Origin of the sequence: Streptomyces sp. NPDC051207, assembly GCF_040682395.1 — a bacterium.
Taxonomy (GTDB): domain Bacteria; phylum Actinomycetota; class Actinomycetes; order Streptomycetales; family Streptomycetaceae; genus Streptomyces.
The window spans coordinates 16777-31471 of the sequence record NZ_JBFBAX010000013.1 but is presented as its reverse complement, the minus strand read 5'-3'; the positions used below and the strand labels follow the sequence as shown (position 1 = coordinate 31471).

14 protein-coding genes are annotated in these 14695 nt (G+C 73.9%); 7 read left to right on the top strand and 7 right to left on the bottom strand.

Going from position 1 to position 14695, the window contains the following annotated elements; genetic code table 11:
• Positions 1–98: 98 nt before the first annotated feature.
• Positions 99–1001, bottom strand: a complete 903-nt coding sequence (locus tag AB0M97_RS15325) for a LysR family transcriptional regulator (protein ID WP_365961335.1) — start codon at positions 999–1001, stop codon at positions 99–101.
• 75 nt (positions 1002–1076) lie between these two features.
• On the opposite strand from AB0M97_RS15325, the gene AB0M97_RS15320 reads away from it, so the two are divergent.
• Positions 1077–2144 (top strand): DMT family transporter, encoded by a 1068-nt coding sequence (locus AB0M97_RS15320; protein ID WP_365961334.1) that lies wholly within the window; start codon positions 1077–1079, stop codon positions 2142–2144.
• A 126-nt stretch (positions 2145–2270) separates the two neighbouring features.
• On the opposite strand, the gene AB0M97_RS15315 is transcribed toward AB0M97_RS15320, so the two are convergent.
• On the bottom strand, positions 2271–3602 hold the full coding sequence (locus tag AB0M97_RS15315) for an aminotransferase class I/II-fold pyridoxal phosphate-dependent enzyme (RefSeq protein WP_365961333.1): 1332 nt from the start codon (positions 3600–3602) through the stop codon (positions 2271–2273).
• Positions 3603–3638: 36 nt separating this feature from the next.
• Between AB0M97_RS15315 and AB0M97_RS15310 the strand changes: the two genes are divergently transcribed.
• The gene (locus AB0M97_RS15310) at positions 3639–4322 is read left to right on the top strand and encodes a pyridoxamine 5'-phosphate oxidase family protein (RefSeq protein ID WP_365961332.1); all 684 of its coding nucleotides are present in this window, start codon (positions 3639–3641) and stop codon (positions 4320–4322) included.
• Between the two features lie 51 nt (positions 4323–4373).
• On the opposite strand, the gene AB0M97_RS15305 is transcribed toward AB0M97_RS15310, so the two are convergent.
• From AB0M97_RS15305 to AB0M97_RS15295, 3 genes are all read right to left on the bottom strand, one after another.
• Complete coding sequence (locus AB0M97_RS15305; protein WP_365961331.1) at positions 4374–5324, bottom strand: EamA family transporter; 951 nt, start codon at positions 5322–5324, stop codon at positions 4374–4376.
• Between the two features lie 205 nt (positions 5325–5529).
• Positions 5530–6534, bottom strand: coding sequence for an EamA family transporter (locus AB0M97_RS15300; protein WP_365961330.1), 1005 nt, complete (start codon positions 6532–6534; stop codon positions 5530–5532).
• A gap of 133 nt (positions 6535–6667) precedes the next feature.
• The gene (locus AB0M97_RS15295; protein WP_365961329.1) at positions 6668–7312 is read right to left on the bottom strand and encodes a Clp protease N-terminal domain-containing protein; all 645 of its coding nucleotides are present in this window, start codon (positions 7310–7312) and stop codon (positions 6668–6670) included.
• Between the two features lie 248 nt (positions 7313–7560).
• On the opposite strand from AB0M97_RS15295, the gene AB0M97_RS15290 reads away from it, so the two are divergent.
• Positions 7561–8370, top strand: a complete 810-nt coding sequence (locus AB0M97_RS15290; RefSeq protein ID WP_365961328.1) for a PhzF family phenazine biosynthesis protein — start codon at positions 7561–7563, stop codon at positions 8368–8370.
• A gap of 50 nt (positions 8371–8420) precedes the next feature.
• On the opposite strand, the gene AB0M97_RS15285 is transcribed toward AB0M97_RS15290, so the two are convergent.
• On the bottom strand, positions 8421–9221 hold the full coding sequence (locus AB0M97_RS15285) for a type II CAAX endopeptidase family protein (RefSeq protein ID WP_365961327.1): 801 nt from the start codon (positions 9219–9221) through the stop codon (positions 8421–8423).
• 153 nt (positions 9222–9374) lie between these two features.
• Positions 9375–10892 carry a glutamate--cysteine ligase gene (locus AB0M97_RS15280; protein WP_365961326.1) on the bottom strand — a complete coding sequence of 506 codons (1518 nt, stop codon included), beginning with the start codon at positions 10890–10892 and terminating at the stop codon, positions 9375–9377.
• A 548-nt stretch (positions 10893–11440) separates the two neighbouring features.
• On the opposite strand from AB0M97_RS15280, the gene AB0M97_RS15275 reads away from it, so the two are divergent.
• From AB0M97_RS15275 to AB0M97_RS15260, 4 genes are all read left to right on the top strand, one after another.
• Positions 11441–12025: a hypothetical protein gene (locus AB0M97_RS15275; protein ID WP_365961325.1), complete on the top strand. Its 585-nt coding sequence runs from the start codon at positions 11441–11443 to the stop codon at positions 12023–12025.
• Between the two features lie 483 nt (positions 12026–12508).
• Positions 12509–12712, top strand: coding sequence for a DUF5999 family protein (locus tag AB0M97_RS15270; protein WP_365961324.1), 204 nt, complete (start codon positions 12509–12511; stop codon positions 12710–12712).
• 310 nt (positions 12713–13022) lie between these two features.
• On the top strand, positions 13023–14099 hold the full coding sequence (locus tag AB0M97_RS15265) for a substrate-binding domain-containing protein (protein ID WP_365961323.1): 1077 nt from the start codon (positions 13023–13025) through the stop codon (positions 14097–14099).
• A gap of 4 nt (positions 14100–14103) precedes the next feature.
• Positions 14104–14499 (top strand): helix-turn-helix transcriptional regulator, encoded by a 396-nt coding sequence (locus AB0M97_RS15260; RefSeq protein ID WP_365961322.1) that lies wholly within the window; start codon positions 14104–14106, stop codon positions 14497–14499.
• Positions 14500–14695 lie beyond the last annotated feature (196 nt).

Sequence of the window (14695 nt, the reverse complement as noted above, 5' to 3'; positions counted from 1 at the left end):
GGCAGGCGCGGCCCGTCGGCCGTGCCCTGGGACGTCCGCGAGCCGGCTGTCCCGGTGAGATCTTCCCGGCCGGCACCCGGCCGCCCGGGTCTGCCGCCTCAGCCGAGCTGCTCCGCCGCCGTCCGCAGTGCCGCGACCGCCGCCCGGATCGACGGGCGGCGGTCGGCGTCCGCGCGCCAGACGACGTAGACGTGCCGTCGCACCCGCTGCTTGAGCGGGACGGTGACGACGCCGGGCGGGACGGGGCGGCGGCCCAGCAGCGGGGCGATGCACACGCCGAGGCCCGCGGCGACCAGGCCGAGCTGGGTGTGGGCCTCGGCGGCGCGGTGGCCGACGATCGGTTCGATGCCCTTGGAGCGGAGCGTGAACATCAGCCACTCGTGGCAGAACTCGCCCTCGCCCCAGGTGATCCACTCGTCCTCGGCGAACTCGGCGAGGTCCACCTCGGCACGGTCCGCGAGCCGGTGCCCGGCCGGCACCGCCACATCGGCCGGGTCGTCCAGGAGCTGCGCCTTGACCAGGCCGTCCGGCACCGGCATCGGCTTGTTGTACCAGTCGAGCACCACCGCCAGGTCGAGGTCGCCGCGCACGACGCCGCGCACGCCGTGCTCCGGTTCCAGCTCGCGGGAGCGCACCCGCAGGTCCGGGTGGTCGGCGCGCAGGGCGGCGAGCGCCGACGGGAACAGGCCGCGCGCGGCCGTCGGGAACGCCGACAGCCGCAGCTCGCCCGCGACCTGACCGCGGTGCGCCTCCAGGTCGGACTGCGCCAGCTCGACCTGGGACAGGATGCGGGCCGCGTGCTCGGCGAGCAGCCGGCCCGCGTCGGTGAGGCGCACACCGCGCCCGTTCTTGGCGAGGAGCCGCTGTCCGACCTCGCGCTCCAGCTTGGACAACTGCTGGGAGACGGCCGACGTCGTGATGTGCAGCCCTTCGGCGGCGCCGCTGACCGAGCCGTGCCGGGCGAGGGCGTCGAGGGTGCGCAGGCGCTCCAGGTTCAACATGTAAGCGATGCTACGAGATGTCCCGCGCGAAATCTCGATTGTGCTACGAGGTTGTCGGCGGGCATGGTGGTCCGCATGAGCAGCGCCACCGCCTCCCCGCCTCCGGTCACCGCCCCGCCCCGCCGCGCACTGGACTGGCGCCTGCGCTTCGGCGTCCTGTCCCTGATCTGGGGCTTCAGCTTCCTCCTGATCAAGGTGGGCACGGAGGGCTACGCCCCGTTCCAGGTGACGCTCGGCCGCCTGCTGTTCGGTACGGCGGTGCTGGCCGCGGCGATGGCCGTGAAACGGGACCGGCTGCCGCGCGGGGCGCGCACCTGGGGCCATCTGGCGGTCGCCGGGTTCCTGCTCAACGCACTGCCGTTCTCCCTGTTCGCGTACGCGGAACTGACCATCCCGTCCACTCTGGCGGGCATCTGCAACGCCACCTCGCCGCTGTGGGGCATGGCCCTGTCCCTGGTCGCGCTGTCGGAGGACCGGCCGACGCGGCTGCGGGTCGCCGGCCTCGGCATCGGTTTCCTCGGCGTCCTGACGGTGCTCGGGGCCTGGCAGGGCTTCGCGGGCCTGGACGCCACGGGCACGGCGATGGCCCTGCTGGCCTCGCTCAGCTACCCGATCGGCTGGATCTACGTCCGCCGCACGCTCGCCGGCTCCAGCCACTCCCACCTGTCCCTGACGGGCGCGCAGCTGATGCTGGCGACGGTCCAGCTGGCCGTGGTCACCCCGCTGTTCACGGACGCGCCGGACGGGTTGCCGGTGGTGCCCCTGCTGGCGGTCGCGGCCCTGGGCACGCTGGGCACGGGCTTCGCCGTACTCCTCCAGTACGGCCTGGTCGCCGAGGTCGGGCCGACGACCGCCCAGATGGTCACCTACTTCATCCCGGTGATCGCCACCGCCGCGGGCGTCGCCATCCTGGACGAATCCCTGACGTGGTCGACCCCGGTGGGCGCCCTGATCGTCCTGGCGGGGGCGGCACTGACGCAGGGGCGGGGGCCCGGGGCCCGGTCCAGGGCGCAGGGTCGGCGCCGGGAGGAACCCCGGGCGGAGATGCCGACCCGGCAGGCGACTACCCCGGCCAAGACGCCGACCCGGCAGGCGACTACCCCGGCCGAGGCGCTGGACCAGCAGGCGACTCCCCAGGTCTAGATGCGCCGTCTCGGCAGACGGCTCCCGGCCTGGACGCCGGCCGGCTGGCGGCTCCCCGGGACGAGGACACGGAGCGACGGCCGCCGCGGGTCGGCCTCAAAGGGCCCTCCCCGCACCGCATTCCCCCTACACATACCCCCGCCCCACCGCACCCCCCACCGCCGAAGCAACCGCATCCGCCAGTTTTCCCACCTCGTCCTCTGCCAGCGTCGAGACGGTGACGCGGATGCCGGGCGGGGCGCTCATGCGGAAGCGGGCGCCGGGGGACACGGCCCAGCCGGCGTGCAGGAGGCGGGCGACGGCGCCGGTCTCGTCCGGCACCGGAACCCACACGTTCATGCCGCTGCGCCCGTGCGCCGCGATCCCGCGCCGGGCGAGCGCGCCGATCAGCGCGTCCCGGCGCCGCCCGTACGCCGCCGCCACCGCCGGCCCGTCCACCGCCCCGTCGGCCCACAGCCGCACGACGGCGCGTTGCAGGAGCACGCTCACCCAGCCGGGCCCGAGCCGCTGCCGCCCCCGGAGCCGGTCGAGCGTGACGGCGTCGCCGGTGACGACGGCGAGCCGCAGGTCGGGGCCGTAGGCCTTGGCCACCGAGCGCACGAACGCCCAGTGCCGGGTGGCGCCCGCGAGGGGGTGCAGCGGCACGTCGACGATGCCGTGGCCGTGGTCGTCCTCGATCAGCAGCGTGTCGGGGTGCTCGGCGAGCACGTCCCGCAGGGCACGCGCGCGTGGGGCGCTCACCGCGGCGCCGGTCGGGTTCTGCGCCCGGTCCGTGACGATCAGGGCGCGCGCCCCGGCCGCGAGGGCGCGCCGTACGTCCTCGGCGCGCGGCCCGTCGTCGTCGATGCCGACCGGCACGGTCCGCAGCCCGAGGGCCGGGACGAGGTCGAGGGTCCGGCCCCAGCCGGGGTCCTCGACGGCGACGGTGTCGCCCGGCTTGAGGTGCGCGGCGAGGACCCGCTCCACGGCGTCGAGGGAACCGGAGACGACGGCGAGCGGTCCGTCGGGCACGCCGTCGGCGGCGAGCGCGGCCCGCGCGAGCCGCGCCAGCTCCGGGTCCACGGCGTCCGCGCCGTACAGGACGGGCGCCCGGTCGCCGTCGGCCGCCGCTGCCGCCAGCGCCCGTTCCAGGGGCGGCAGCAGCGCGGGGTCCGGGTTGCCGCTCGACAGGTCGCGCACGCCCTCGGGCACGTCCACCCGGATGTGGTCACGCCCGGTCGTGGCCGGCGCGGGACGCACCCTGCTCCCCCGCCGTCCGGCCGTCTCGATGACCCCGCGCTCGCGCAGCGTGCGGTACGCCGCCGCGACCGTGTTGGGGTTCACGCCCAGGTCGGCCGCCAACTCCCGCATCGGCGGCAGCAGTTGGCCGGGCCGCAGCTCGCCCGCTCCCACCGCGCGCTCGATGCTCGCGGAAATGTCGGCCGCACGCCGCCCAGTGATCCGATAGTCTCCTAGCACAAACTCAAGTATGCACTAGTGCAATGGAGAGCCGTCATGCAGGGGACCACGCAGCCGCCGTCGCGGCCCGCCGCCTACTCGCCGACCGACCGCACGGTCCCCACCCGCTCCGCGGACCGGGCCCGCTACGACAAGGACCTGGTGCACGCGATACTCGACGAGGGGTACGTCTGCCATCTGGGCTTCGTCCGCGACGGCGCGCCGGTCGTGCTGCCCACGCTGTACGCCCGGGTCGGCGAGCGGCTGTACGTGCACGGCTCGACGGGCTCGCGCCCGCTGCGGGCGGCCGGCCAGGCCGACCCGGGGCTGCCGGTCTGCCTGACGGTGACGCACGTCGACGGGCTGGTCCTCGCCCGCTCGGCCTTCCACCACTCGATCAACTACCGCTCCGTGGTGGTGCACGGCGTCGCGTACGACGTGACGGACCCGGAGGAGAAGCGGCAGGCCCTGGACGCGCTGGTCGACCACGTCGTACCGGGCCGCGCCGCCGACTCGCGCCCGGCCAACAAGAAGGAACTGGCCGCCACCGCCGTGATCCGCCTCGACCTCCGCGAGGTCTCCGCCAAGCTCCGCACGGGCGGCGTGAACGACGAGCCCGAGGACCTCTCCCTCCCGCACTGGGCGGGCGTCGTCCCGCTCCGCAAGGGCTACGACGCCCCGGTCCCCGACCCCGGCCTGGCACCCGGCACCGAACTGCCCGACTACCTGGCGACCCGGTGACGACACCGGGGCCGCGAGGCCCTCACCGGGAAGGCCCCGCGGCCCCGGCCGTCATGCCGGCGCGGGCTGTTCGCCACGGGTGCGGGCGTCCCTCGCCTCCGTCGCGGCGAGCCCGGTGACCGAGGCGAGCAGCAGCAGCGTCCCGGCCAGGGTGGCCGCCGTGAGGTGTTCTCCGAGCAGGACCACGGCCAGCACGGCCGCGCTCACCGGCTCCAGCAGCATGATCACGGACACGGTGGCCGACCGTACGACGGCCGCGCCCGCGAAGTACAGGCCGTAGGCCAGCGCCGTGGGCACGGCGGCGATGTAGGCCAGCAGCCCCACCAGGCGGGCCGGTTCGGCCGTGTGCGGGAGGATCCCCTCGGCGAGGGCGAACGGCAGCAGACACAGGCTCGTCACCGCGAACGCCCCGACGGAGGTGGCGGCGGCGTCCGCCCCGCCGTCGCGCCCCCACCGGCGCGTGACCAGCGTCATCGCGCTGTACCCGGCCGCCGACAGCAGCGCGAGCAGCACGCCCCACGGGCCGACGGTGGTGCCCTCGCCGCCGAGGACGAGCACGGCGAGCCCGGCGAGCGCCCCGGCGACGGCGGCGAGCCCGCCGCGGCCGAGCCGCTCCCCCAGCGTCAGCCGCGCCCCGAGCGCGATGAGCACGGGGCCCGCGCCGAGCGTGACGACGGTGGCGACGGCGAGGCCGGTCGCCTCCACGGCCGAGAAGTAGGACGTCTGGAACACGGCGAGCCCGACACCCGTGACGCAGGCGCGCCGCACCCTGCGGCCGAGCGGTCCGGCCGCGGCGGTACGAGGGCGGCGGCGCGGCAGCCGGGCGGCGAACAGCAGGACGAGCCCGGTGGCGCAGCGCCAGAACGACAGGGCGACGGGGCCCATGTCGCTGGTGCGGTAGACCAGCGAGGCGGCGGCGCCCGCGGTGCCCCAGGCGGCTCCGGCGACGATCAGATACAGCAGGCCTCGCCCGACGGGCAGGCCGGAAACGGCATTCGACACGTTTTCTCTCCGCAGATGCGCGAGCCACGCGGACGTCACGGGACGCGCGGAAGTTCGGAAGGGACCGCCGCTGGGCGGGGTCCGCGGACTTCGTCTGCGGGCAGCACCGTCCGGCCCGGCGAGACGCCGGGCTCGGTTTCCGGAGGGCCCGCCTCAGGCGGCCGGAGGCGGGAGGACGAGCGTGTTCGCATGCATGATCAGCACCCTAGGCGGCCGTTCCCCGGGCGGACAACTCCCTTTCGGCGCCGCCGCCCGCGACCGGTCCCCCGGAGCCTTTGCCGGGCGTCGAGGACTGCGCGATGAACGCGCCGGCCAGCACGACCGCCCCGCCCACGAGCTGCGGCGCCGACAGGTGCTCGCCGAGCAGCACCCAGGCGAGGATGGTGGCGATGACCGCCTCCAGGCAGGCGACGACGCCCGCGATCTGCGGCGAGAGCCGGCGCACCGAGACGACGCCGGTGACGTACGCGAGGACCGTGGCGACGAGGACGATCCAGGACAGCAGCAGCGCGACGGCGACCGGCGTGCCGTCCATGTCGGCCGAGTCCGCGAGCAGCTCCCAGTCCATGCTCCAGGGGCGGGCGACCGCGGTCAGGACGGCGGCCCCGACCAGCAGGCCGTACGCGATGACGCCGAGCGGGTCGGGTGCCTCGTCGCCGGCGTCGCTGCCCTGGTCGGACAGGACGAAGTAGCCGACCTGGCAGCAGGCCGCGCCGAGCGCGAGCAGCAGCCCGAGGGCGTCGAAGCTGAGGCCCGCCCAGACCTCCACGACGCAGGCGAGTCCGCCGACCGCGAGGACCACGCCGAGGGCGGCGGCACGCGTCACCGGCCGACGCTGCACGAACCTCACCCAGCCGAGCACGAGCGCGGGCGCCAGGTACTCGACCAGCAGGGCGACACCCACGGGGATGCGGGATATCGCGGCGAAGTAGCAGGCCTGGACCCCGGCCACGGCCAGCAGCCCGAACCCGGCGAGCAGTCCGGGGCGGCGGCGCAGCAGCGCGCGGTGGCGCACGGCGAGCGGCAGCATCACGAGGGCCGCGCCCGCGACCCGCAGCCACACCACGTGCAGCGGGTCGAGGCCCGCCTCGATCAGCGGCTTGGCCGCGACTCCCGATCCCCCGAAGGCGACGGCGGACGCGAGCGCGAGGCCGAGGCCCATGCCCTTTCCACGGCTGCCCCGACTGCTCTCAGACGTATGCACCGGCACATGATGACAGGCGACGACAGGAGCGTCACCCCTGTAGACACCTGTCTCAATGGCTGGACGGTCGAACGGCCGGCCGGCTGGACGCCGGGAACGGTCGCAGCTTCCTCACCGGCCACCGGAACCGGTCTGCGGGCTACGAGGGCTCCAGGGCGGTGTCGCCACCCGTGACGGGCTCCTCGGCGGGCCTGCCGCCCCTTTCCGCCTCCGTGACGGGCTCCTCCGCGTATGGGCCGGCACCTTCCGCGCCCACGACCGGCCCGCCCGCGTACTTGTCGATCCGCGCGAAAACCTGCACCGGGTCGATCCCGGCGCGTGCCAGCACCTCGACGGCCCGCGACCGCGGGTCCATGACGATCGCGGCGAGCAGGTCCACACCCCGGGCGCGCCGGGCGCCCCGCTGCACGGCACGGTCCCGGGCGTACTCCATGGCACCGGCCGCGAGCGGCGAGAACCCCTCGGTGTCCGTGGCGGCGGGTACGGCACCGGAATCCTCCACCCCGCTCTGCCAGCGCAGCCCGTAGCCGATGCTGCGCTGCACGAGGTAGCCGAGCAGCCGCGCTGTGCGCGGCCCTTCACCGAAGACGGCCCGCACGCCGACGTCGAGCTCCAGGAGCGAGTGCAGCAGGTGGGCCGTGTCGATCTGGCGGTCACCGTCCCGGAGTGCCCTGCGGCGCGCGCCACCGACCACCGCGGCCAGCTCGTCGCTCAGCCCGGCATCGTTGCCGGAACGCGGTACGCCCTGCTCGGAAGCGGGCTGCCGGGGGAAAGGAGGGTGCACTCGCCCACCCCATCAACCGCGCCGGGTCGGGGGCATCCCCGGCGGGAAGCATCTTCGCGTCCCACGGGAAGTGGACGTCCCGTGGCCGAATCTCCTCCTTGCGGAGGAGATCACGCCATATTTCCAGCAAGACCGCGCGCCGCCTTGCGCAGCCGTTGCGGGCATTGCTTCCCCCTGCTCTCGAAAGGGGGCCAGCACTCCGGTATTGGCCTTGGCCCGCGGCTTCCCGGAGCCCTTAGCGTCCTGGCATGCGCATTCACATCGTCGACGCCTTCACCGACCGTCCCTTCGCCGGGAACCCCGCCGGCGTCCTGCTGCTCGACGCCTTCCCCGCCGACGACTGGCTGCAGAAGGTGGCCCGCGAGGTCAACCACGCCGAGACGGCGTTCGCCCACCGCCTGCCCGCGGGCGGCGAGGCCGACTGGGCGCTGCGCTGGTTCACGCCCGCCGCCGAGGTCGCGATGTGCGGGCACGCCACGCTCGCCACCGCCCACGTCCTGCGTGCCACGGGCGCCCACGAGGGCCCGGTGCGGTTCGCCACCCTCAGCGGCGTCCTCGTCGCCACCCCCGGCGAGGACGGCTCGATCACCCTGGACTTCCCGACCGCCCCGCTCACCCCGGTCGACCTCCCGGCCGGGGTCGCCGAGGCCCTGGGCGCCGAGCCGCGCGCCGCTTTCGACACCGGCCCGAACGTCGGCGACCTGCTCGTCGAACTCGCCGACGAGAAGACGGTCCACGGCCTGACCCCGGACCACCGGGCCCTCGGTGCCTTCTCCGAGCGCGGCCTCATCGCCACCGCCCGCGCGGAGGACCCGGCCCGGGGCCACGACTTCGTCTCCCGCTGCTTCTTCCCGAACATCGGCATCGACGAGGACCCGGTCACCGGCAGCGCCCACACGGCCCTGGCCCCGTTCTGGTCGCCCCGCCTGGGCCGGTCCGTCCTCACCGGCCTCCAGGCCTCGTCCCGCCCCGGCCACGTCCGCACCGAGCTGCGCGGCGACCGCACGCTGCTGACCGGGCACGCGGTCACGGTCATCGACGGCGAGCTGCGCGCCTAGCCACCCCCAGAGGGGCGTACGGCCACGCCGTACGCCCCCGGACGGCGACTTCACGCCGTGGGGAGCCAGTCCACCCTGCCCGCCAGCAGCGCGTAGCCGACGAAGGCCCCGATGTCGAGCAGCGCGTGCGCCACCACCAGGGGGCCGACGCGGCCCCAGCGGCGGTACAGGTACACGAAGACCACGCCCATGACCAGGTTGCCGATGAAGCCGCCGATGCCCTGGTAGAGGTGGTAGGAGCCGCGCAGCACGGAGCTGGCCGCCAGCGCGGCTCCCGGCGTCCAGCCCAGCTGCCCGAGCCTGCGCAGCAGATAGCCGACGACGATCACTTCCTCCAGGACCGAGTTCTGCATCGCGGAGAGGATCAGGACGGGGTACTTCCACCACACGTCGGGCAGCGCCTCGGGCACCACGGTGAGGTTGAAGCCGGCGCCGCGCGCGAGGAGGTAGAAGGCGATGCCCGTGCTGCCGATGACCGCCGCGATGGCGGCGCCGCGGCCCAGGTCGGGCCAGGGGCGGGTGCGGTCGAAGCCGATGACGCGCAGGCCCCGGCCCTCGCGCAGCAGGAAGTGCGCGACGAGCGCGACGGGCACCAGCGCGGTGGTGATGCCGAACAGCTGCCAGGCGAGGTCCAGCCAGGGACGGCCCGGCGCGGCCGAGGCGTTGAGCGTCGCCGCCTGGTCCTTGAGGCCGCCCGGCTTCGTCACCGAGCCGACGAAGCTGATCAGCGCGGACACACCGCTCGCGCCGAGCGACAGGGCCAGCACCAGCAGCGTCTCCGAGCGGAGCGTCCGCCGGGGCAGCCGCTCCCCGGGATGTGATGCGGCCACCGGGCCGTCCTGCGCCTGCACGCCAGCCTCCACTCGACTCCTCCGGCCCCGGGACCGCCTCGGCAGCGAGGGACACCGCTGCGTAGCACGGCGCCGTCCTGGGACGTCACAGCTTGCCGGATCAGTATGAGGCGAGCACCGGCGGGTCCGGAGGATCCGCCCGGCGGCCGGAGGTCAGGCCGTCGTCACCGGCTCCGGCAGCCCCACGGGCCAGGTGTGCACAGGGTCGCCCTGGTGCATCAGCTCGTAGTAGCGCCGCGTCGTCGCGGCCAGCGCGGCCTCCCTGGACAGGCCGGAGGCGAGGGCCTTGTGGAAGGTGGCCGTCTGCCACGTCGCGCCGTTGACCCGGCGCCGGCAGCGCTCCTCGATCACGCCCAGGTACCGGTCGCGGTCGGCGGGCTCGATGCCCCACGCGGCGAGGCCGGCCTCGGCGAGCGGCAGCAGTTCGTCGCGGACCAGGGTGACGGCGTCGACCTCGTGCGTACCGGCGTACCGGCCGCGCCGGGGCCACGTCAGGCGCGCGTCGATGCCGTGCCGGCACGCGGCGTCGAAGTTGGCGGCGGCGGCCTCGAACGGCATCCGCGTCCACACCGGCCGGGCGTCCTCGGCGAGGGCGCGCACCAGGCCGTAGTAGAACGCGGCGTTGGCGATCACGTCGGTGATGGTCGGGCCCGCGGGCAGGACGCGGTTCTCGACGCGCAGGTGCGGGACGCCGTCGGCGATGCCGTAGACCGGGCGGTTCCAGCGGTAGACGGTGCCGTTGTGCAGGACGAGTTCGGCGAGTTTGGGGACGCCGCCCGCGTCCAGGACCTCGAGCGGGTCCTCGTCGTCGCAGATCGGCAGCAGCGCCGGGAAGTAGCGCAGGTTCTCCTCGAAGAGGTCGTGCGCGGAGGAGATCCAGCGCTCCCCGAACCAGGTGCGCGGCCGGACCCCCTGGGCCTGCAGCTCGGGCGGCCGGGTGTCGGTGGACTGCTGGAACAGCGGCGGCCTGGACTCCCGCCACAGCTCGCGGCCGAACAGGAACGGCGAGTTGGCGCCGACGGCGATCTGGGCGGCGGCGACGGCCTGGGCCGCGTTCCACACATCGGAGAAACGGTTCGGCGTGACTTGCAGGTGCAGCTGTACGGATGTGCAGGCGGCCTCGGGCGCGATGGACCGCGAGGTGCACCTGAGGCTCTCGACCCCGGAAATGTCCAGTGTGAAGTCCTCGCCGCGGGCCGCCACGATCTGGTCGTTGAGCAGGGCGTAGCGATCCACGTCGGAGAGGTTGGAGGACACCAGGTCGTCGCGGTCGAGGGTCGGCAGGATGCCGATCATCACGATTCCCGCGTCCACCTCCCCGGCCTTTCGGTGGGCATAGGCCAGCGACGTGCGGAGTTCCTCGGCGAGCCGGTCGAAAACCCGGCCGCCGAGCCGGTGCGGGGCGATGTTGACTTCCAGGTTGAACATGGCGAGTTCGGTTTGGAAATCACGGCTGGCGATGCGCTCCAGGACCTGCGCATTCAGCATTTTGGGCATACCGTCGGCACCCACGAGATTCAGCTCGATCTCCAGCCCCATGAGGTTCTTGGGGCGGTCGAACCGCTTCTCCTCCAGCAGTCGCTCGAGGCCCGTCAGACACTGCCGGAGCTTGTCGCGGTAGTGCTGCCGATCGGACAGGTCGAACTGGCCTGCCGCGACCTTCTCCCCCATCGAACCGTCCTTCCTCGGATGGGCGGGCCGACGATCGGCCGCCGGCGTCCAGGGTCACGTGGGATGATGCCCAGACGACGCGATCGATAACGTCCCGCGCGGGCCCGGTGACCGCTACTCTGGTCGACTGTGGCCCCCGGCACATTCACGGGGCATGACGGACCGCCGGAACGGCACGCCGCGAACTCGTGAAAAACGCCAACGACAATTGGCCGACCGCTCGGCGGTCCTTTCCCGAGGTCATCGCCGCACGACCACCCGGGAATCGGGATTCTTTTCGCGTATCGTCGTCCGAATGTACCCTTGTTCCGCGGCCTCAAAACGGCTAGCCGAAACACCGCGTGAACAAGCGTCGTATAAACTCCGCGCACAAGGCAGAAGGTTGGCGCCCACGGTCGCGAGATCCTGCCGCCAGGGTGATGTGCGGCAGGCCTCAGCCACCACCTCGCGCACAGACCCGGCCCCTGCCTCTCTGACGTCCTTGTGCTGACAGCGTCGTCCGCCCACGCCCTCGCGTCACCGTGCCTTCTCATGAGAGGCGACCCATCATGCCGCTGCATGTCCCCCCGGCTCCCGCCCCCGCCCTGCGCACCGTCCTCACCGCACTCGGCTCGCCCAGCGCTCTCCGCGAGGCCCGCACCCCGTCCCTGCGCAACGCCCAGGGCCCGGCCACCCCCGAACTGCCCCTGCCGGTGCACGTCCTCGACCGGATCACCGCCGAGGGCGCCTCCGCCACCAGGCTGACCGGGTGGCGCTTCCTCATCCGCTGCGGCGACCACGCCGTGGCCGCGGCGGAGACCATGCTGACCCCCGACGGCTGGGCCTTCTCCCACTTCTTCGAGGGCCCCTACGTCAGCTCCACCGAGCGGGCGCTGCGACAGGCCGAGTCCGTGCCGCAGCCGTATCAGCCGCGCCTGCTGTCGCTGCCGAGCCTGTACATGCTGACGCTGTGGCTGCACGGCGACTGCACCGCCGACGCGGGCACCGGCCACCCGGCCCCGGGCGATCTGCTCGTGCCGCTCGCACCCGCGCCGCCCGGCATCGCGGCTCACAGTCCGTACCGGGTCGCCGACCTGCTCCCGGTGCTGACCAGCCGCGCCACTCCGTCACGGCTGCTGAGGCCGACGGCCTGACCGCCCCGGGGGTCCGGGCGCCGGATCGCCGGACCGTGTGACGCAGCAGGCACCGCGTACCCCGTCGCCGCATTCCGGGCGGCGGGGTACGTTTCTGTTTTCGGCGGGCTGCCGCGAGCGTTTCCCGCTCAGCGTTCGGTGCTCCTCGGCGGGCCGTGACTCACGCGAGCACTTCCCCGCTCGCGCGAGCATTGCCTTGCGCATACGAGCGGCTCGAAGCCCGTTGCCCGACCGGACTAGCCCCAACCGACCACGGCGAACCACCCGAAGGGACTGCCCAGTTGGGCTGAACCGTCCGGGCGGGTGACGCGTCATGAACCTGTGAGAAGTGGTGCCGCGAAATCCCTGCGGAATGGCGTCCGTGGGGCAACACTGGGATCCGACCGACTTGTCAAAAAACGGGGGGCGGCCATGAACGACTCTTCACGCCGCAGGACAGAATCGCCAGCACACTCCACCGACACCCGACGAGAGAACCAACCCATGTGCCAGCACCAGCCACCGTGTCCCTCAGCCCACTCCGCCGACCGGGAGTCCGCCCGTCTCGTGGCGCACCACCCGGAACAGGGATGGAGCCTGCTGTGCAACGGCGTCGTGCTCTTCGAGGACACCGGTGAGCTCCTGCCCGACGGCCAGATCATCGCCCCGCACCGTCCGGACGTCCGCCGGATCGCGACCGCCGTCTGAGAGCACCACGGGCGGCGCGTCCCGCTGTCCACGGAGGGCACCACGGGCGGCGCGACGCCGTCCGCAGACACGACGGGCCGGTCCGCAGACCACTGCGAACCGGCCCTGACGCATGTCCGGGCCCGGTCACCGACCGTAGCGCCGCGTGCCGGACCCGCGCCCGGCGGTCGGGCACGCGCCGCCCCGCCGCGGTACGGCCTCCCGGACGTGCTCCTTCCCACGGGCGCCCGTCTTCCGGAAGACTCCTGGAAGTTCCGCGGCCCGCCGCATGGTGAGCGGCCGTCGCGGAACCCGTCGACGGAGGTGGGAAGTGGCAGCAGGCGAGGCCGGCGCCGAGGGGACCGCGCAGCACCGCGGCAAGGTCACCATCACGGAGATCGCCCGCCGGGCCGGGGTCTCCGTCCCGACCGTCTCCCGCGTCGTCAACGGCCGGTCCGACGTGTCGCCGCAGACCCGCGCCCGCGTCGAGGACCTGCTGCGCAGGCACGGCTACCGCAGGCGCCCCGCCGCCTCCCCCGCCCGCGCCGCCCTGCTCGACCTGGTCTTCCACGACCTCGGCAATCCCTGGGCCGTGGAGATCCTGCGCGGCGTCGAGGAGGCCGCCCACGCGTCCGGGGCCGGCACCGTCGTGTCGGCGATCCACGGCCGCTCCGGCGCCGCCCGCGAATGGCTGCGCAACCTGCGCGCCCGCGCCTCCGACGGCGTCGTCCTCGTCACCTCCGCGCTGGAGCCGGGCCTGTACGAGGAACTGGGGGTGCTCGGCGTCCCGGTGGTGGTCATCGACCCGGCCGGCTCCCCCGCCCTGGACGTACCGGCCATCGGCGCCGCCAACTGGTCCGGCGGCCTCGCGGCCACCACCCACCTGCTCTCCCTGGGCCACCGCAGGATCGGCATGATCGCCGGGCCGTCCCGGCTGCTGTGCTCCCGCGCCCGGCTGGACGGCTACCGGGCCGCCCTGGAGGGCGTCGGCATCGCCGTGGACGGGTCCCTGATCGTGCCCGGCGACTTCCGGCCCGAGTCCGGCTTCACCGGCTGCACGACCCTGCTGGACCTTCCCGCACCGCCCACCGCCCTGTTCGCGGCCAGCGACCAGATGGCGCTCGGCGCGATCGAGGCCCTGCGCAGACGCGGGCTCAGGGTGCCGCAGGACATGAGCGTGGTCGGCTTCGACGACCTGCCCGAGGTCCGCTGGTCGGCTCCCCCGCTGACCACCGTGCGCCAGCCCCTCGCCGACATGGGCAGGCTCGCCGTCCGTACGGTGCTGGGGCTGGGCCGCGGCGAACAGCCCGACGCGTCGCGCGTCGAACTGGGCACCGAGCTGATGATCCGCGCCAGCACCGCGCCCCCGGCGGACGCACAGCGCGGCCGGCCCGCCCCTCTATCGTGACCGCATGGAGTCCTACACGATCGGCCAGGCGGCACGGCTGCTCGGCGTCAGCCCCGACACCGCGCGCCGCTGGGCGGACGCCGGCCGGATGACCACCCACCGCGACGACAGCGGGCGACGCCTCATCGACGGACGGGACCTGGCCGCGTTCTCGGTCGAACTCGCCAAGGCGGGCGGCGCCGAGGAGGACACCCCGTACACCTCCGTCCGCAACGCCTTCCCCGGCATCGTCACCGCGATCAAGCTCGGCGACGTCGCCGCCCAGGTCGAGATCCAGGCCGGCCCGCACCGGCTCGTCTCCCTGCTCACCCGGGAGGCCGTCGAAGAACTCGGCCTGGAGGTCGGCATGGAGGCCACGGCCCGCGTGAAGTCGACAAACGTCCATATCGACCGCACGTGACCCGGCACCCCCTCCCGGTCGGCAGCGACCACCCCCAGCAGCTTCTATAGAAACGCACATGCCACCTGTATCGCACGAGTCCTCCGCTCATGCGATACGACAGGTGACTTCTGCCTGGCATCTGCGGGAGTATCGTCCTCACGACGGAAGGACGCTGCGCCCCACGGTCGGCGCCCGGCCCTGCGGCGCCTTCCGT